The sequence below is a fragment of the Ectothiorhodospira lacustris genome (assembly GCF_022227845.1).
Classification (GTDB): Bacteria; Pseudomonadota; Gammaproteobacteria; order Ectothiorhodospirales; family Ectothiorhodospiraceae; genus Ectothiorhodospira; species Ectothiorhodospira lacustris.
In genome coordinates, this window is sequence record NZ_JAJNQN010000004.1 from 83,402 (window position 1) to 102,112 (window position 18,711).

Below are 18,711 nucleotides of genomic sequence, written 5' to 3' on the forward strand. Positions count from 1 at the left end.
CTGGTGATCCATGAAAATCACGATCCGATTGATGGTCGGAGCCACCGTGCTCACCGGCCTGGCCGTGCTGTTGTCCGCCGTCACCACGAGCCATGTGGCCGACCGTAGTGCCACCGAGGTGATCGAGCATGCCATTGGTCAACAATTCCAGGCGGTGGCCGATGGCCGTCAGTCTCGGTTGCTGGACGAGATGCGGGGGCTGGAAAACTTACTGCAGACCCTGGCCCACGGGCGGCTGGTTCAGGATGCGGTCTATGGTTTTATCCGTCCCTTTGTCTCCTATCGATATGAGGTCGAGGGCGGATCCACGGACCAGCTACGACAGCAGGTGAATCAGTGGTATGAGACCCGGTATGCCCCCCTGTACGCGGCCCGCACCGGGGGGCATACCGCACCGCTGGGAGATTGGCTGGAGGCGATGCCCCACGAGGCCCTGCTGATTCAGCGTTACTATGTGGCGGACAATCCTCACGATCCGGAAGACCTGAAGGCCTTGGTGGATCGCCGTGACGGCAGCATCTATGGGCAGCAGCACATGCGCTACCACCAGACCCTGCGGGACACCCTCGAACGTCTGGGCTTTAATGATCTCATGCTCATCGACGCCCAGTCCTTGGCGGTGATCTATTCGGTGACCAAGGGACCCGTCTTCGGCACCTCTCTGCGGCAGGGGCCTTTTGCGGACAGCGCCCTGGGCGCGTTGGCCCGGGAGATGATGGAGAACCGGGGCGCGGACGGTTTTCGCATGAGCCCCTTCGAAGATTTCACGGGCCGCTTTAACGAACCGGTGGTCTTCATCGGCGTGCCGGTCTTCCATGCCATCTACAGTCCCGAGCGTCCCCTGGGCATGCTGGTGGCCGAGATCCCCGCGGAGCGCTTCACCCAGATCATGACCAATGCCGGCGGCTGGGTGCAGGCCGGGCTGGGGGCTACGGGGGAGTCCTATCTGGTGGATGACCGGCATCGCCTGGTGACCGAACTGCGGCCCATGCTGGAGGATCAATCAGGCTTCCTGCACCGGCTAAGTGCCGTTCGCCCCGCCGCACTGCCCGATTTCCAGCGGACGGCCGGACTGGGTCGCATCGCCGGTCATCTGACCCTCGACAATCAGTCGATCCGCGCCGCGCTTGCGGGGCAGAGCGGCATGGGCCTTGATAAGGATTATCTGGGACGGGACATGTTCATGGCCTGGACACCCCTGGAGATCGCGGGCCATCGCTTTGCCCTGGTGACCCAGCAGGCCCCCCTGGAAATCATGGCGCCACTGGCGCAAATGCGGCGGGACCTGACAGTCGGTGCGGTCACCGGGGTGATCCTTTTGTCCCTGTTGGCGGCATTGGCTTCCTGGTGGTTCGCCCGTCTCATCAGCCGCCCGCTGGGGGAACTGGCTCGCAACATCGGCGAAGCCGCCTCTCACCAGGATCTGACCCGGCGTTTCGCCAATGGTCGCCGGGATGAGATCGGCATGATCGCCACCGCCCTGGATGGTCTGTTCCGCGAATTGGAGTCATTCGTGGGCGGTATCGTCACCCGATCCGGGCGTACCGCCGCCCTGGCGGATGGCAATGCCGCCACCAGCGAGCAGTGTCTGTCCTCCGTGCACGATCAGCGGGGCGCCCTGGATGCGCTGGACGCGGAGGCCACCGCCATGGAATCCGCCACGGATCGCATCGTCGAGCAGATGCAACAGGTTGCCGAATCGGCCTCGTCGGCCACATGGCTGGCGGATGGTGGCCAGGCCCAGGTACGGGACGTGGCCGGACTGATGGATGAACTGGCCCGGCAGGTCACCGAGTCCAGCGCGCATCTTCAGTCACTGCAGGTGGCTGCCGGGGATATCGATTCCGTGCTTACCACCATCCGCAAGATTGCCGAACAGACCAATCTGCTGGCCCTGAACGCGGCCATCGAAGCGGCCCGGGCAGGAGATCAGGGGCGTGGCTTTGCCGTGGTGGCGGAACAGGTGCGCGGTCTGGCCGCCGATACCCGTGAGGCCACGGGGCGCATCCAGGGCATGGTGGAGCGTTTGCATGGCAACATGCGGGAAGTGGTGGATGCCATGGAAAACGAGCGGCAGACCGCCGAGCGCTGTGTGACCGAGACCGGCGAGGCGGTGACGGCGCTGGTATCCATCGGGCAGGCGGTGGAGGCCATCCGGCATGTGACCGAACAGGTATCCGGGGATACCGACGTCCAGCGCGGCAAGACCTTGAGCATGCGTCGGCGTCTGGAGGTTTTGCTGCGGGAGGCCAACCAGACCGAGCGGGCCATGGCGGAACAGGCTGTGGCGGCCCGGGAGCAGAAACAGGTGGCGGCGGAGCTGGATCAGGCGGCGGGATGCTTCAGAATTTCATCGCCCCACGGGGCGTCGCCCCAGGCATCGTCCGCCCCGCCGGTGGCGGCGCCGATCCATCAGTCCCGGCCGAGGGCCTTGAGGACGGCATCGGCGGCACTTTCCACCACCTGACGGGGCTTGTCCACGCCGATCCATTCCACCCGGCCGTTGTCCACGATCATGGCATAGCGTCGGGAGCGGACCCCCATCTGACTGCCGGTGGCATCGGATTCCAGCCCCACCGCCCGGGTGAAGTCCGCATTGCCGTCGGAGACCATCATGATCCGGTCGCCCACCGCATGAATATCGGCCCAGGCATCAAGGACAAAGATGTCGTTCACCGCCAGGCACAGCAGGCGCTCGATGCCGGCGGCACGCAGCTGCTCCGCCTTGTGGATGAATCCGGGCAGATGGACACCGGAGCAGGCGGGGGTGAAGGCGCCGGGGACGGCGAACAGGGCGCTACGGTAGCCGCTGAAGAGTTCCGTCGTGGTGATGGGATGATCGCCTGCCGGCGTCATCACGCGCAGGGTGATCTCGGGGATCTGATCGCCGACCTGGATGGGCATGACGGGGGCTCCTTGAATCGATCCGGGTGGGGCAGTGTAGCGGCTCGTTGCGCAAATGGATAAGTATTCATTGGATTGTGCTACAACCTGATCATGTCCAACGTATGTAAAGTTGTTCGGAATGGGCCGTTCCCTTGCCGGTGGAAATTCGGTTCCAGGCTGAAAGGTTCTTGACTCCCGCATTCGCGGGCGTGATGTCTGCTGCGGCTTACCGGCAAGATCCGCCAAATCTTGACTCCCGCGTTCGCGGGAGTGACGGTGGCGGTGTGTCGATGTCGCTCCGCATGAGTCATTCCAGTACGGGTGGGACCCCGGTTAGCACCTCCCGGCGTCTGTACCGGGAAAATGCCGTCATTCCCGCGCAGGCGGGAATCCAGGCCCGGATTTATACGCTTTTGACTCCCGCGCTCGCGAGAGTGACGCTGGACGACTTGTCGAGTATTTCCTTGAGGTCTGCAATGGCCCCTGTTGTTCCATGATCATGCGTGAGCGAGATGGTTTATGTCGGTAATGCGGCAGCAGATTGTCAGCCCGGTGGAACCGACCCTGTTCGGGCTCTGGGTGCTGATCACCTTTCTGCTCGGCCTGGCCGCATGGTTGCTTGAAGGCGGCGCCAGGGTAGTGATTCTGGACATACTCCATTGGACTTCCGCCTTTGCCCTGTCTCTGGCCCTGGCATGGCGGGGCATGCAACTGGCACCCGCAAACGATGCCGGTGTGCTGTTCTGGATCGTACTGGGGGCAGGACTGCTGCTGATCGGTCAGCTGGTCTGGAATCTGCAGGTGCTTGCCGGCTGGAATCCTTTCCCCTCCCCGGCCGATGCCCTGTTTCTGGCGGTAGGTCCCCTCTGGATGATCGGACTGATGCGCGCATTGAAACTGCATTTGCCCGCGGACCGTTTCCATTCCGCGATGCTGGACATCTGCGGAATGGTATTTGCCCTGCTGGCGCTGGTGCTTACGCTCTATGTCCCCCATGGAGAGGAAATTTCCCTGATTGCCCTGCTGGTGCTGGTCTTCTATCCGGTCAGCTTTCTCAGTGCCGCCTTCTTTGCCCTGTTGATGATCCCCGGCATGGCCCTACGCATGGCGCCGGCACATCTGCTGTTGATGGTCGGTATCACCGCCTATGGGATAACCTGGATGCAGTGGAATCTGATGGTTCTGGACGGTGAGCTGCAGGCAGGCATGATGTTCAACATTGCCTTTGGAGTCAGCGCCCTGTTGCTGGGCCTGGGTGCCCGTTTCTGGCGAATCGAGGTTCGACGGGAGCCGGGATATCTGAATGCCTGTGAAAGGGTCATGAATCATGTGCCCCTGCTTGCCATGTTGCTGGCCCTGGCGCTGCTGTTCCACTTCTTTTATGCCTTGACTGAGGCGGGATTTGAGCGAGGCATCATTTTCGTCTGCTGTTTGCTGACGCTGCTGCTGGTGGGGGTGCGCCAGACCCACATGCTGGAGGTGCTGGAGCGCCTGCGGCAGGCGGAAAAGGCCGTTTTGCAGAATCAGGAGCAGATGTTCCGGCTGGCTCATTATGATGCCCTGACCCATCTGCCCAACCGGCTGTTCTTCGAGAACCAGATGGAACACGCCTTGCAGATGGCGGCTCGACGCCATGATCGGATGGCCTTCATGTTGGTGGATCTGGATCATTTCAAGCAGATCAACGACATCTACGGTCACCGCACCGGGGACGCGCTATTGTGCGAGGCATCCGCCAGAATCTGTGGCGCGTTGGATAGTCGCTGTACCCTGGCCCGCATGGGGGGAGACGAGTTCATGATCCTGGTGGAACAGTGTCGCTCCAGAACGGAGGCCGCCCGACTGGCGGAGAAGATTCTGCAATCCTTTTCCCAACCATGGCTGGAAAGCGAGATTGATCCGCATTTTGCCACTGCAAGCATCGGCATCAGTCTGTATCCGGATGATGCGGCCACGGTGGTGGAACTGATTCGTAACGCGGATCTGGCGCTGAATCAGGTGAAGTCCAGCGGTCGCAACAGCTATCGTTTCTACCTGGAAGAGTACACGCTCATTGCCCGCAAGCGGCTGGAATTGGGTAGCCTGCTGCATCGTGCCCTGCCGGAAGGGCAGTTCCATGTCCTGTATCAGCCGCAGATGGACGCGTCCGGACGGCTTGTGGGCGCAGAGGCGTTGTTGCGCTGGACTGTGGATGATCAATCTGTCTCCCCGGAGGATTTCATTCCCTTGGCGGAATCCAATGGACTGATCGTGCCCATCGGGGAATGGGTGTTCCGTTCCGTCTGCCGTCAACTGGGGTGCTGGCGGCGGGGTGGCGTGGCAGTCAATGCCGTGTCCATCAATATTTCGGCAATACAGCTGCGAGGGCAGGATTTTACCCGGCAACTGGTGGCCATCGCCCGGGAGGAAGGTGTATCCCCGGATGTCATCATGCTGGAGGTGACTGAATCGGAAATGCTTGATGACGAGGTCATCCCCACCGTGGTGGCCTTGCGGGCGGCCGGCTTTGGTCTGTCCATTGATGATTTCGGCACCGGGCAGTCATCCCTGGTCAAGCTCAAGAAATTGCCGGTGAGCGAATTGAAGATTGACAAGGCCTTTGTGCGCGACATTGCCCAAAACGAGGGGGATCGTCAGATCTGCGCCATGATTCTGGCCCTGTCCCGCGCGCTGGGGTTGACGGTGGTGGCGGAAGGCGTGGAGACGTCGGAGCAGTTTCGCCTGCTCCGGGACATGGGCTGTCATCGTTTTCAGGGATGGCTGTTTTCACCCGCGGTCGAGGCCGATGAGCTGGTGATGGAAATGCTAGACCTGGTGGCCGGACTCCCCGCAAATGATGCTCGAAATACCCGGATCACCGACGGGTCGGCGCCTTGTGAGACGGTTTAAGGCTTATGGGACCTTATCGCGAATGTGACAGCCTGTTTCCGCAGGGCCTATCATGGCACCATGCGTACTCTGCAAAGGAGCCGATAGTTGAGAATCGCGGAATATCCCGAGCACCTGAGAAAACTGGTGGAACATGGCGATCTGCGGCGCATGCCCCGGCGCCAGGCCCGGGCAGTGGGTGCGGCGCGGGCGGCCATGAGTATCGGTCGGGAGGTCTCCGCCGGACAGCTCAACCTGCATGCCATGAGCCTGGTCTACACCAGCCTGCTGTCGGTGGTACCGTTGCTGGCCCTTTCATTTTCCGTGCTCAAGGCCTTCGGGGCTCACAACGCAGTGGAGCCGTTCCTGCTGACGGTCCTGGAGCCCCTGGGTGAGCAGGGGGAAGAAATCGTCACCAACATCGTGGTCTTTGTCGAGAACATGCGAGTGGGGGTGCTGGGATTCATCGGCCTGATCTTCCTCTTCTTTACCGTGATCGGTCTGGTCCAGAAGGTGGAGACGGCCTTCAACTACATCTGGCATGTGACCAGTCCACGCAATTTTACCCAGCGCTTTTCCAATTACCTGAGCGTGATCCTGGTGGGGCCGGTGCTGATCTTCTCTGCCCTAGGTATCACGGCCTCGGTGATGGCCGCCGATACGGTGCAGAAGGCCATGGACTATGGCCTGGTGGGGGAGTCGGTGGCGTTGTTCAGCCACTTGGTGCCTTACCTGCTGGTGACGATGGCCTTCGCCTTCATCTATGTCTTCGTGCCCAATACCCGCGTGAAACCGGTGCCGGCCCTGGTGGGGGCATTTGTGGCCGCGTTGCTGTGGCAGACCACCGGGTGGGGCTTTGCGGCCATGATGACCGGCTCCACCAACTACGATGCCATCTATTCCGGGTTTGCCATCGTCATCATGGCGCTGTTCTGGCTGTATCTGAACTGGCTGATCCTGTTGGTGGGTTCTCATGTGGCTTTCTACGTGCAGAATCCCGGGTATCTGCATCTGGCTCATGGTGCGTCGGTGAGGCTATCGGGAGATTTTCAGGAACGCCTGGCGCTACGGGTGATGCGTCTGACCGCAGAGCGGTTCTATCAGGGGGAGGGGCCGACGCCCACGACGGCGATGGCCCGGGCGTTCAACCTGCCGGAAGAGGGGCTGGAGCCGGTACTGGAGGCCTTGAAGCAGGGGGGGCTGCTGGTGGCGGCGGGGAGGGGAGCCGCCGCCTATGTGCCTGGACGGGATCTGGAACGCATCAATCTGAAGGAGATCCTGGATTCGGTGCGGGGCTACGGCAGCTCATTGCTGGACGAGGGGTCGCCCGGCGAGGACCGGCGTGTGGATCAGGTGCTGAGCCAGCGTGACGAAACGCTGCAGGCGCTTATGGGTGGGATGACCCTGAAGGCGCTGGTGACCGATGAGATGCCGGCCCCGGGAGAGACGCAGACCGGTTCAGGGCATTCGAAGCAGTAGAGGACCACGGGCCGCGAAGGGGGTGTCACCAAATTGTCACAATCCCTTCACAAGCCTGACACTGCAGGTTCCCATACTCACCCGTGTCAAGACTGCTTCTCCTTGTGGGATGCAGGACACACGCACACCCCTGTCCAGAGGAAATCAATGATGAACCTGAAGAAGGCCCTTGTCGCCGGCGTGGCCGCGGCCCTGATGGTTTCTGCGCCCGCCATGGCGGATCGCGTCGACCCCAACCTGCCCGACTACCAGCGCGTCTCCGGCATCTCGGGCAATCTGTCCTCCATCGGCTCCGATACCTTGAACAACCTCATGACCCTTTGGGCCGAGGAGTTCAGCCGCTTCTATCCCAACGTCAACATCCAGATCCAGGGCGCCGGCTCCGGCACCGCCCCGCCGGCCGTCACCCAGGGTACCGCCAACTTCGGTCCCATGAGCCGCGCCATGCGTTCCTCTGAGATCCAGGCCTTCGAACAGGCCCATGGCTATCCGCCCACGGAAGTGGGTGTGGCCATCGACATGGTGGCGGTGTTCGTGAACAAGGATAACCCCATTCAGGGCATGTCCATTCCCCAGGTGGATGCCGTGTTCTCCGCCACGCGCCGCTGCGGCCATCCCGAAGACATCACCCGCTGGGGCCAGCTGGGTCTGACCGGCGCCTGGGCCAACCGTGACTTTACCCTCTACAGCCGCAACGCCGTCTCCGGCACCTACGGTTTCTTCCGTGAGTTCGCCCTCTGTGGCGGTGACTTCAAGCCCAGCATCAACGAGCAACCCGGTTCCGCTTCCGTGGTCCAGGGCGTGACCGAGTCCATCAATGGCATCGGCTACTCCGGCATCGGTTATCAGACCGCCGGCGTGCGTGCCATTGCCATCGGCAAGGATGAAAGCGGGTTCTTCGAGCCCACCGCTGAAAATGCCGCTACCGGGGACTACCCGCTGGCCCGTCAGCTACTGGTCTATGTGAATTCCCACCCCAACCGTGGCATGGCCCCGCTGGAAAACGAGTTTGTGAAGCTTGTCCTGTCCAAGCAGGGCCAGGAAGTGGTGGTACGGGACGGCTTCATTCCCCTGCCGGCCACCGTGGCCGCCCAGGTGCGTGAGCGCGTCGGCGTGAAATAAGCAGTCCTTATGTCATGAGTTCAGCCGGCCCTGTCGACATATCGCCAGGGCCGGTTTTTTTTTGTGCCTCTCTGCCGTCACCCCCGCGCGCGGGAGTCCAGGCCTTTCAGTCCATGACTGGATTCCCGCTTTCGCGGGAATGACGACATGTGCTTCGCGGGAATGACGGCACGTGTTTCGCGGGGATGACGACATGCGCGCCTTTCATGAAATATGACAATCCGTAACCGTAATGTCACTTTCATGGGTTACCGTGCGCGCATCGAGCAATCCGGATCGGACCAGTCCATCCGCTCCCCAGAATCTCTTCGGACGGCGATTACCCCATGACTGACGCATTTATCACAGCCCCGGGCAAGGACGGCAGGTCGTCAGACTTGACCACGCTGCTCCCCAGCGGTGAAAAACGTGCACGCCTGCGCAAGTGGCGCTACTTCAAGGACGGTGTGTCCCGCTACGGCGTGGGTGCCGGCGGGATCGGGGTGGTGTTTGCCCTGGGCCTGATCTTCGTCTATCTCTTCTACGAGGTCTTTCCGTTGCTGGTGCCGGCGGATGTCTCCGTCGAGAGCTCCTACCAGCTTCCCGGCGATGCCGACGCCAACACCTTGTTTCTGACCTTGGAACGCTATCAGGAACTGGGGGTGCGCTTTTCCGACCGCGGTATTGCTACCTTCTTTGAAACCGGCGATGGCCGCATCCGCAATCAGGTGGCCATGCCCATCCCCGAAGGGGTGGCCGTCACCAGCTTTGCTCATGGCGAGGCCCGTCAGCGGCTGATCGCTTACGGCCTGTCCGACGGCAGCGCCATCGTCGGTCGCCATGCCTATGACCTGAGCTATCCGGATGATATGCGTTACATCGCTCCCAAGGTGGAGTTTCCCCTGGGGGATGAGCCTGTCATGGTGGACCCGCAGGGTCGAGCCCTGACCCAGATCGCCCTCCAGGATGGACCGCAGGGTTATGTGATTGCGGCCCTCACCGAAGATAACCGCCTGCTGATGAGCCGGGTACGTTCCACCACCAACCTCTTCACCGGCGCGGTGGATGTGCGTCGGGATTCCTTCCAGCTGCCATCGCCGCCCGGCAACACCCGGCAGATCCTGGTCTCCGGCGATCACCGCAGTGTGTTCGTGGCCGATGACCTGGGGCAGCTCCATTACTACGACATCTCCGTGCCGGCCAATGCCCGTTTGGCCGATTCCGGCCGGGTGGTTCCCGAAGGCCACCAGATCACCGCCATGGACTTCCTGGTGGGTACGCTGTCCATCATCGTCGGTGGCTCCGATGGTTCCGTCTCCCAGTGGTTCCTGGTGCGCGATGAACAGAACCGCCACCACCTGACCCTGGTGCGGGAGTTCGAGCCCCATGCCGCCCCCATTACTGCCATTGCCACCGAATTGGCTCGCAAGGGGTTCTACGTGGGGGATGCCTCCGGCGTGTTGGGCATCCACTACGCCACTTCCCACCGGACCCTGCTCAAGCGTCATTTGACCGATGGCCCCATCCGGGGCATCGGCCTGTCGCCGGTGAATCGGGCCATGCTCATTGAGGACGACAGCGGCCGGCTGTTGCACATGAACCTGCGCAACCCCCATCCCCAGGCTTCCCTGCAGGCCCTGTGGGGCAGGGTGTGGTACGAGGGACGCAGCGAAAAGGACTATATCTGGCAGTCTTCCGGCGCCACCGACGACTTCGAGCCCAAGTTCAGCCTCATCCCGGTGACCCTGGGCACCCTGAAGGCCGCCTTCTTCGCCATGTTGTTTGCCACCCCCCTGGCCATCATGGGCGCCATCTATACCGCCTACTTCATGCAGCGGCACCTGCGCACCGTGGTCAAGCCCACGGTGGAGATCATGGAGGCGCTGCCCACCGTGATCCTGGGTTTCCTGGCGGGCTTGTGGCTGGCGCCGTTCATCGAGTCCCATCTGCCGGCAGTGTTCAGCATCCTGATACTCATGCCCTTGGCCATGCTGGTGGCGGGATTTGCCTGGACCCGAATGCCCATGGTGGTACGCCAGTACGTGCCCCTGGGCATGGAGATCCTGGTGTTGGTGCCGGTGATCCTGCTGGTGGCTTGGCTGTCCATCGCCGCCAGCCCGCTGGTGGAGGTGATGTTCTTTGACGGCAGCATGCGCCAGTGGCTCACCGAGGTAGGCATTACCTACGACCAGCGCAATGCCTTGGTGGTGGGGATCGCCATGGGCTTTGCCGTCATCCCCACCATCTTCTCCATCGCCGAGGATGCGGTGTTCAACGTGCCCAAGCATCTGACCCAGGGTTCCCTGGCTCTGGGGGCCACCCCCTGGCAGACGGTGGTGGGCGTGGTCCTGCCCACCGCCAGCCCCGGTATCTTTGCTGCGGTGATGATGGGCTTCGGCCGGGCCGTGGGCGAGACCATGATCGTGCTGATGGCCACCGGCAACAGCCCGGTGATCAACTTCAACATCTTTGAAGGTATGCGCACCCTGTCGGCCAACATTGCCGTGGAGTTGACCGAGACAGCGGTGGGCAGCACCCACTACCGCATCCTGTTCTTCTCCGCCTTGGTGCTGCTGATCCTCACCTTCGTGGTGAACACGGCCGCCGAGATCATTCGTCAGCGCCTGCGGCAGCGCTACAGCAACCTGTAGGCCGGGGAGGGCATGACACGATGATTTTTCTGGAATTGGACCGGAACGTGCCGGGAACAAGCAAATGACTCTGAAGAACTGGTTCAAGAGCGGCAGCCCCTGGATCTGGCTCAATGCCGGCGCCATCGCCATCAGCATGATCATGGTGGTGGGCCTTTTGGCCCTCATCCTGGTGCGTGGCTTCTCTCACTTCTGGCCCTCGCCGATCCTGATGACGGATCTGACCACCCATGACGGTCGCCAGGTGCATATCGTCGGTGAACTGTCCCGCTCCCAAGTGCTGCCGGCCCAGGTGCTGCGGGATGCGGGAGTGCCCATCGACGACGACATCCAGTTGGTTACCCGCCACCTGATCAAGCAGGGCAACCGGGACGTCTGGGGTCGGGACTTTGTCTGGTATCCGGAAGTCGGCATGACCGAGTGGTCTTATCCCAGGGACGCCATGCGCCTGGAGCGGCGTGAATGGGGCGATTTCTACGGCTTCCCGGTGCGTATTCTGGAACAGGGCCGCACCGTGGCGGAGGGCGATCAGCTGTGGCCGGAACTGCAGCAGCGCATTCGCCGGGCCAATGAGATCTTCGATGAGATCCGCCGCATCGAGCGCGGGGAGATCGGCAACGTCAATCATCGCATGGAGCGGGTGCGCCTGAGCGAGCGACGCATGGATCTGCAATGGCGCGAAGGCCGCATCACCGTGGCCGAACGAGACCAGGGCATGGCGGCGCTGGCGGCCCAGCGGTTGGAACTGGATCAGGAGTATGCCGTGCTGCAGGAGCGCCTGGACGCCCTCTATCAGGATGTGCGCCGTGACACCCTGGTGGCCCGGGTGATGGATGGTCGGGAATGGCAGATCCCCATGGCCCAGATCATCCGCGCCGTGAAACCCAACGACATGTCCGTGTTCGGCAAGACCGGGCTGTATCTCAAGCAGTTCTGGGAGTTCATGAGCGGCTATCCCCGTGAGGCCAACACCGAGGGCGGGATCTTCCCGGCCATCTTCGGTACCGTGACCATGGTGTTCGTGATGTCCATCATCGTCACCCCCTTTGGTGTGCTGGCGGCCATTTACCTGCGGGAATACGCCCGCCAGGGACCCTTGCTGCGGGTGATCCGCATCTCCGTGTACAACCTGGCGGGGGTGCCGTCCATCGTCTTCGGGGTGTTCGGCCTGGGCTTTTTCGTCTATTTCATGGGGGGGGCGATTGATCGCAACTTCTACCCCGAAGCCTTGCCGTCGCCCACTTTCGGCACGCCGGGCCTGATGTGGGCCTCGTTCACCCTGGCCCTGCTGACCCTGCCGGTGGTGATCGTGGCCACGGAGGAAGGGCTGTCACGGATTCCCAGCACCATCCGTCACGGCAGTCTGGCCCTGGGGGCCACCAAGGCGGAGACTCTGTGGAAGGTGGTGGTGCCCCTGGCGACGCCGGCCATGATGACCGGTCTGATCCTGGCCATTGCCCGCGCCGCCGGGGAGGTGGCGCCGCTGATGCTGGTGGGGGTGGTGAAGCTGGCTCCCACCTTGCCCATCGACGGCAACTTCCCCTTCATCCACCTGGAGCGCAAGATCATGCACCTGGGCTTCCATATCTATGACGTGGGCTTTCAGAGCCCCAACGTGGAGGCGGCCCAGCCGCTGGTCTACGCCACGGCCCTGACCCTGGTGGCCCTGATCGTGATGCTCAACCTGACCGCCATCAGTATCCGTAACCACCTGCGTGAGAAATATCGGGGCGAGTCGGATTGATACCTGACCGAAGAGATTCAAGAGTATGGACGGTATGACAACCATGACAGAGCAGAACACCATGACCCACGGCGTCACCGCCGGTCTCTTCGAGAACAGCGAGCGCAAGCGTCTGCGCCTGGCCGACGAGACCATTGCCCTGGAAGTGCAGAACCTGAACCTCTACTACGGCGATGCTCAGGCCCTGAAGAGCATCTCCATGAAGGTGGCCGCGAAGCGGGTCACCGCCTTCATCGGCCCCAGCGGCTGCGGCAAGTCCACCCTGCTGCGCTGCTTCAACCGCATGAACGATCTGGTGGATGCCTGCCGCATTGACGGACGGATCCTGCTGGAGGGGGCGGACATCTACGAACGCAAGGTGGATGTAGCCGAACTGCGTCGCCGGGTGGGCATGGTGTTCCAGAAACCCAACCCCTTCCCTAAATCCATCTACGAGAACGTGGCCTATGGCCTGCGCCTGCAGGGTGTGCGTGACCGCAAGGTCCTGGACGAGGTGGTGGAGCGCTCCCTGCGCAGCGCCGCCCTCTGGGATGAGGTCAAGGACCGGCTCCATCAGAATGCCTTTGGCCTCTCCGGTGGTCAGCAGCAGCGTCTGGTCATCGCCCGGGCGATTGCCATCGAACCGGAGGTGATCCTGCTGGACGAACCCGCTTCGGCGCTGGATCCGATTTCCACGGCCAAGATCGAAGAGCTGATCTATGAACTGAAGGAGGATTACACCATCCTCATCGTCACCCATAACATGCAGCAGGCGGCCCGTGTATCCGATTACACCGCCTACATGTATCTTGGCGAGATGATCGAATACGGCGATACCATGACCCTCTTCACCAACCCCAAGAAGAAGGCCACGGAAGACTACATCACGGGTCGTTACGGTTAATCGGCCGGCAACATGTCTTGCGGGAGTGAGCCGTTGGGAGGGCACGCCTTGGGATGTTCCTGGCCGTCACTCCCGCGAAGGCGGGAGTCTAGGCTTTTCAGTCTGTGACTGGATTCCCGCTTTCGCGGGAATGACTTACTCAGATGCGCGAATGGCCTGCTCGGACGCCCACATGGCTTGCTCAGATGCGCGAATGGCTTGCTCAGAAGACCCCTCGTGGGAGCGGCCCTGGCCGCGAACAGCGGTGCGGATTCTTGCCGGCGGGGTTGTCAGCGGGCAGGTCCGCTCCCCCGGCAAGGCAGATGGTTCAATCATGAGTTCGGTTTCCGGGGCGCTGCTCTTCACCGACATTTTTCGAGGCAATAGCGATGGATCAGAATAAACTGGGTGGTCACTACCTGGAAAAATACAACGAGGAGTTGGAGACCCTGCGTAACCGCGTCCTGGCCATGGGCGGCCTGGTGGAATCCCAGGTGACCGATGCGGTGAGCGCACTGGTGACCGCCGATGTGCGCCTGGCCGATCAGGTCATCAAGAACGATGCCCGGGTCAACAGCCTGGAAGTCATCATCGACGAGCAGTGCGCCGAGATCCTGGCCCGCCATCAGCCGGCGGCCAGCGACCTGCGCTTCATCATCTCCATCGTCAAGACCATCACCGATCTGGAGCGCATCGGCGACCAGGCGGAGAAGGTGGCCCGCATGGCGGTCCATCTGGCAGAAAAGGACCGCCCCAAGAACCAGTACGCCGATGTGCAGTCCCTGGGTGACCGGGTGGCCCGTCTGGTTCACGATGCCCTGGATGCCTTTGCGCGCATGGATGTGGAGGCGGCCCTGGCCGTGGCCCGCGAGGATGCCCACGTGGACCGGGAATACGAGTCGGTGATGCGTCAGCACATCACCTACATGATGGAAGACCCGCGCACCATCACCCGCGCCCTGGATGTGATCTGGGCCCTGCGTGCCCTGGAGCGCATCGGTGATCATGCCCGCAACATGTGTGAATACGTCATCTACCTGGTAAAGGGCAAGGACGTGCGCCATGTGAGCCTGGAAGAGATGGAAAGGGCTGCCCGCGGCGAAACCCCCGGGGAAGAATAGGCCGCTCTGGAGGGCGTTCTTCCACATCGGCAGGTCCGGTTGCCTGTGTCGGACCTGCCGGAGACACCACCGGTATCGGTATCCGGTGCTTAACGTGAAAGAAACCAGGTTCAGGCACAGACACTCCCTTCTCCCCTCGGGGGAGAAGGGTCGGGGATGAGGGGTGAGTCTGGGAGAGGGGCTTGGTACAGCCCCCCCCCTCTTGTATCAAGGGTGCATCGCCATCAAGATGCATGAGAGTCAGATGCATGGGAGTCAGTAGAGCCGGCCGCCGGCCGCCAGATACTGATTGAGCACGGCCACGGCCTCTTCCCGCAGTACCCCGCCCGTCACCCGGATACCCCGCCGTTCCAGGGCCTGCTGCCAGGCTGCGGGCTTGTCCCCTTCGTCAAACCCGATGGCCCGCACATCCTCGTCCTGGGCCGCATAGACCAGTTCACGGATACCGGACCAGGGCAGGGCGCCCATGCACATGGCGCAGGGTTCCGCCGATACCGCCAGCCGGTAACGCCGTTGCCCGCCGTCGCTCAGGTCGTGACGTCCCAGCACCTGCTGGGCCATGGCCAGGGCCACCATCTCTCCATGCAGGATGGAACAGCCTCGGCTCACCACCATGTTCACCCCCGGGGCCAGCAAGGTGCCGACTTCGTCGAAGACGGCGGCTCCGAAAGGACCACCGGTACCGTGGATCACGTTCTGCCGGGACAGATCAATGGCGAAACGGGCTTGTTCCTCCAGTGTCTTCAGCACCGGAACCGGCCCCTGCAGTTGCGCTTGCAGCCAGTCGGGCAGGCGTAGGGTCAACGCGGGTAGCTCCATGATGTCTCCTGATGGTCATGCAACCGTGGGAGTCGGCCTGTCCCACCGCTTCATTGTAGGCCCTGCCAGCCATTCATGAGTCTGCCCATCAGCGTCCTTGATCTGCCTCATATTCTCCAAAAGAATCAATAGATGAATACAAATTCTTTTTTGATTGTTATCAATTGGAGTAACCTCCTGCAAAGCTCAAGCATGCGGGAGACGGCAGACAATGTACCAACAGGATGAATGGGATCAGGCCCTGCTGCGGGAGCGGGTGGCGGAGTTCCGCGACCAGACCCGGCGCTTTCTGGCCGGGCAGCTTTCAGAGGACGCCTACCGCCCTCTGCGCCTGATGAACGGCCTCTATGTGCAGCGTCACGCCCCCATGCTGCGCGTGGCCATTCCCTATGGCGCCCTGTCCTCGCATCAGTTGCGCGGTCTGGCCCATGTGGCCGAGCACCATGACCGCGGCTATGGACACTTCACCACCCGGCAGAATATCCAGTTCAACTGGCTCAAGCTGGAGTCGGTGCCCGATGTGCTGGCCGAGTTGGCCGAGGTGGGGCTGCACGCCATCCAGACCAGCGGCAACTGCATTCGCAACGTCACCACCGATCCGCTGGCGGGCCTGCTACCGGGCGAGGTGGATGATCCTCGTCCCTGGTGCGAGCTGATCCGGCAATGGGCCACGCTGAACCCCGAGTTCAGCTTCCTGCCTCGCAAGTTCAAGATCGCCGTCAGCGGTCGGCTGCATGACCGAGCCGCTTGCCGGATTCATGACCTGGGGCTGGAACTCAAGCAGGATGACCGGGGCCGCCCGGGTTTCCGGGTATGGATCGGCGGCGGCCTGGGTCGTGAACCCCATTTGGCCCAGTGCCTGCGGGAGTTCCTGCCCGCCGATGACCTCATCGACTATCTGACCGCGGTGCTGCGGGTCTATAACCAGGCCGGGCGCAGGGATCATCTCTATAAGTCCCGCATCAAGATCCTGGTCAAGAGTCTGGGTATCGAGGCCTTCTCGGCTCTGGTGGATGCGGCCTGGAAAGACATCATCGAGACCCGTTCGATCTCCGCACTGGCGGCCCTGGAGCGAATCAAGGCACGATTCGTCGAGCCGGCGCATGATCCCGCGCTGGCCGATGATCGGATCGAACCCGCGCCCACGGGGGCTTTTGCCCGCTGGCTCCGGTACAACACCCGTGAACACCGGGTGCCCGGGTACCGGGTGGTCTTCATCCTGCTCAAGGGGCTGGAGCGGGCGCCAGGTGATCTGACGGCAGTGGAAATGAGGGTGCTGGCCGACCTGGCCGATCAGCAGGGCTTCGGCCTGCTGCAGACCACCTACGATCAGAACCTGCTGCTGCCCCATATCCCGGTGCGGGCCTTGCGTGAAGTCTGGCAGACCCTGGACATCCTGGGCCTGGCCAACCCCGGCATCGGTACGGTGAATGACCTGATCGCCTGTCCGGGGCTGGATTACTGCAACCTGGCCAATGCCGCCACCCTGCCATTGGCGCAGCAGGTCCAGCAACGTTTTCAGGACCTGGACTATCTCCATGATCTGGGAGAAGTCCATCTGAGGATCTCCGGCTGCATGAATGGATGTGCCCATCACCATCTGGCGGACATTGGTCTGCTGGGCGTGGAAAAGCAGAACGGTTCCTGGTTTCAGTTGCTGCTGGGGGGCTGCGCCGGGTCGGAGAGCCGCCTGGGGCGCGTGCTCGGACCTGCCCTGCAGGCAGACCAGGTCCCGGACGCCATCGAAACAATACTTGCCCTCTATGCCGCCCGGCGGCTGCCGGGGGAGCCTTTTGCTGAGGCGGTGCAGCGCATCGGCCTCAAGACTTTCAAGGAAACGGTTTATGAACAACATGATCATTCTCGACGGGCAACTCACTACGGATCACTGGCGCACAGTGCAGGGTGACCAATCCCTGCCGCCGGAAGGCGACCTGCTGTTCGGCCACGATCGCTTCGTCGCCAACGCCCTGTTCTATTCCCAGCGCCCCGGTGGGCTGGGCGTGATCCTACAACCGGAAGACAGCCTGGAGCCGATCCTGCCGTGGCTCGATCGATTGGACCTGATCAGCCTGCACTTTCCCCGGGTGGCGGACGGCCGGCATTACAGCACGGCCCGGTTGCTGCGTACCCGGCACGGCTATCAGGGAGAGCTCAGGGCGACCGGCGAGGTCTATCGGGATCAGCTGGACTTCATGCGTCGGGTGGGTTTCAACGCCTTTCTCCTGCCCGAGACTGAAGATCTTCAGACCGTGTTGAACGGTGCGACGCCTCCGCGGGCCTATCCGGATCTGCAATACGACCTGCTCAGAACGGCGTAGGCCGGTTCCGTACTCCACAGGGTAATGCTGCGGCCGTGGACAGTCCTCCCGAGCCTGTATTTCAGGAACCTGGTGGGACAAGGATGTTCCAACGTGTATCGAGCCCTGGTCAGGTATCGTTCAGGTCATCTGGTCTATCCTCCTGCGGGAGCCTGAACCTATCTGGACAAGATCCCTGGAGCATCATCATGTCAACTCTGAGCAAGATCAGTATTGCCGCGATCATGGGCGCGGCTGTCCTCGTCAGCGGCTGCGCGACGGGACCGACCCAGGAGCAGACCGGTACCGTCGTGGGTGGTGCCCTGGGCGGTATTCTGGGCAGTCAGATCGGTGCCGGTAGCGGTCGTACTGCTGCCATCATCGCCGGTACGCTGGCGGGTGCGGTTATCGGTGGTTCCGTGGGGCGGACCATGGATGACGTGGACCGCATGAATGTTTCCCGAGCCCTGGAGAGCTCCCCTGACCATCGTCCGGTGGCCTGGCGAAACCCGAACACCGGCCATAGTTTCCAGGCCACCCCCACGCGCACCTACCAGGCCTCGGGCCAGGACTGCCGGGAATATACCGTCGTCGGCAATATCGAAGGTTCACGGGAAACCATTACCGGCGTGGCCTGCCGGGATGCCCAAGGGCGCTGGATCAATCAGTAATCCATTCAATCGATGACCGCGGCCGGTCTGGAGTTCAACCATGTATTCTGTCAGGGGTGTTCTGTCTGTCAGGGGTGTTCTGAATGAGTCATTCCCGCGCAGGCGGGAATCCAGTCGCGGATCGCAAACCCGGGACTCCCGCCTGCGTCGGCGCGGGAATGAACTAAGGGGACATGTTCCGTATTTTCTGAAGCGCGTTCTGACGTTGT

The 18,711-nt window shown here is 62.2% G+C and carries 13 protein-coding genes; 11 read left to right on the forward strand and 2 right to left on the reverse strand.

From position 1 onward, the window contains the following. Positions 1–10 precede the first annotated feature (10 nt). Positions 11–2,467: a methyl-accepting chemotaxis protein gene (locus LQ956_RS04730; protein WP_238629610.1), complete on the forward strand. Its 2,457-nt coding sequence runs from the start codon at positions 11–13 to the stop codon at positions 2,465–2,467. Here LQ956_RS04730 and LQ956_RS04735 read toward each other — a convergent pair. Then, positions 2,413–2,904 carry a peroxiredoxin gene (locus tag LQ956_RS04735; protein WP_238621608.1) on the reverse strand — a complete coding sequence of 164 codons (492 nt, stop codon included), beginning with the start codon at positions 2,902–2,904 and terminating at the stop codon, positions 2,413–2,415. The genes LQ956_RS04730 and LQ956_RS04735 overlap by 55 nt on opposite strands. Positions 2,905–3,414: 510 nt before the next feature. Here LQ956_RS04735 and LQ956_RS04740 point away from each other — a divergent pair. The 7 genes from LQ956_RS04740 (at position 3,415) to phoU (ending at position 14,712) form a co-directional block, all read left to right on the forward strand. Then, complete coding sequence (locus LQ956_RS04740; RefSeq protein WP_238629609.1) at positions 3,415–5,775, forward strand: putative bifunctional diguanylate cyclase/phosphodiesterase; 2,361 nt, start codon at positions 3,415–3,417, stop codon at positions 5,773–5,775. An 87-nt stretch (positions 5,776–5,862) separates the two neighbouring features. Continuing rightward, the gene (locus LQ956_RS04745; RefSeq protein WP_238621606.1) at positions 5,863–7,233 is read left to right on the forward strand and encodes a YhjD/YihY/BrkB family envelope integrity protein; all 1,371 of its coding nucleotides are present in this window, start codon (positions 5,863–5,865) and stop codon (positions 7,231–7,233) included. A gap of 150 nt (positions 7,234–7,383) precedes the next feature. After that, on the forward strand, positions 7,384–8,355 hold the full coding sequence (locus LQ956_RS04750; protein ID WP_238621605.1) for a PstS family phosphate ABC transporter substrate-binding protein: 972 nt from the start codon (positions 7,384–7,386) through the stop codon (positions 8,353–8,355). A 326-nt stretch (positions 8,356–8,681) separates the two neighbouring features. Further along, positions 8,682–10,985, forward strand: coding sequence for an ABC transporter permease subunit (locus LQ956_RS04755; protein ID WP_238629608.1), 2,304 nt, complete (start codon positions 8,682–8,684; stop codon positions 10,983–10,985). A gap of 70 nt (positions 10,986–11,055) precedes the next feature. Continuing rightward, positions 11,056–12,729: a phosphate ABC transporter permease PstA gene (pstA, locus tag LQ956_RS04760; RefSeq protein ID WP_238621622.1), complete on the forward strand. Its 1,674-nt coding sequence runs from the start codon at positions 11,056–11,058 to the stop codon at positions 12,727–12,729. Positions 12,730–12,754: 25 nt separating this feature from the next. Next, positions 12,755–13,612: a phosphate ABC transporter ATP-binding protein PstB gene (gene pstB, locus LQ956_RS04765; protein WP_238621603.1), complete on the forward strand. Its 858-nt coding sequence runs from the start codon at positions 12,755–12,757 to the stop codon at positions 13,610–13,612. Between the two features lie 368 nt (positions 13,613–13,980). After that, a complete protein-coding gene (phoU, locus tag LQ956_RS04770; RefSeq protein ID WP_238621602.1) occupies positions 13,981–14,712 on the forward strand; it encodes a phosphate signaling complex protein PhoU in 732 nt (243 codons plus the stop codon). A 255-nt stretch (positions 14,713–14,967) separates the two neighbouring features. Here the strand turns inward: phoU and LQ956_RS04775 are convergent, their stop codons facing one another. Beyond that, a complete protein-coding gene (locus LQ956_RS04775) occupies positions 14,968–15,531 on the reverse strand; it encodes a nucleoside deaminase (RefSeq protein WP_238621601.1) in 564 nt (187 codons plus the stop codon). A 211-nt stretch (positions 15,532–15,742) separates the two neighbouring features. On the opposite strand from LQ956_RS04775, the gene LQ956_RS04780 reads away from it, so the two are divergent. From LQ956_RS04780 to LQ956_RS04790, 3 genes are all read left to right on the forward strand, one after another. Next, a complete protein-coding gene (locus LQ956_RS04780; RefSeq protein ID WP_238621600.1) occupies positions 15,743–17,440 on the forward strand; it encodes a nitrite/sulfite reductase in 1,698 nt (565 codons plus the stop codon). Continuing rightward, positions 17,376–17,852 carry a DUF934 domain-containing protein gene (locus tag LQ956_RS04785; RefSeq protein ID WP_238621599.1) on the forward strand — a complete coding sequence of 159 codons (477 nt, stop codon included), beginning with the start codon at positions 17,376–17,378 and terminating at the stop codon, positions 17,850–17,852. The genes LQ956_RS04780 and LQ956_RS04785 overlap by 65 nt, the downstream gene beginning before the upstream one ends. 188 nt (positions 17,853–18,040) lie before the next feature. Beyond that, the gene (locus tag LQ956_RS04790; RefSeq protein ID WP_238621598.1) at positions 18,041–18,502 is read left to right on the forward strand and encodes an RT0821/Lpp0805 family surface protein; all 462 of its coding nucleotides are present in this window, start codon (positions 18,041–18,043) and stop codon (positions 18,500–18,502) included. Positions 18,503–18,711 lie beyond the last annotated feature (209 nt).

Coding starts and splice junctions, on each gene's coding strand:
- LQ956_RS04730 (WP_238629610.1), top strand. CDS start 11: ATGAAAATCACGATCCGATTGATGGTCGGAGCCACCGTGCTCACCGGC.
- LQ956_RS04735 (WP_238621608.1), bottom strand. CDS start 2,904: ATGCCCATCCAGGTCGGCGATCAGATCCCCGAGATCACCCTGCGCGTG.
- LQ956_RS04740 (WP_238629609.1), top strand. CDS start 3,415: ATGCGGCAGCAGATTGTCAGCCCGGTGGAACCGACCCTGTTCGGGCTC.
- LQ956_RS04750 (WP_238621605.1), top strand. CDS start 7,384: ATGAACCTGAAGAAGGCCCTTGTCGCCGGCGTGGCCGCGGCCCTGATG.
- LQ956_RS04755 (WP_238629608.1), top strand. CDS start 8,682: ATGACTGACGCATTTATCACAGCCCCGGGCAAGGACGGCAGGTCGTCA.
- pstB (WP_238621603.1), top strand. CDS start 12,755: ATGGACGGTATGACAACCATGACAGAGCAGAACACCATGACCCACGGC.
- phoU (WP_238621602.1), top strand. CDS start 13,981: ATGGATCAGAATAAACTGGGTGGTCACTACCTGGAAAAATACAACGAG.
- LQ956_RS04775 (WP_238621601.1), bottom strand. CDS start 15,531: ATGGAGCTACCCGCGTTGACCCTACGCCTGCCCGACTGGCTGCAAGCG.
- LQ956_RS04780 (WP_238621600.1), top strand. CDS start 15,743: ATGTACCAACAGGATGAATGGGATCAGGCCCTGCTGCGGGAGCGGGTG.
- LQ956_RS04785 (WP_238621599.1), top strand. CDS start 17,376: ATGAACAACATGATCATTCTCGACGGGCAACTCACTACGGATCACTGG.
- LQ956_RS04790 (WP_238621598.1), top strand. CDS start 18,041: ATGTCAACTCTGAGCAAGATCAGTATTGCCGCGATCATGGGCGCGGCT.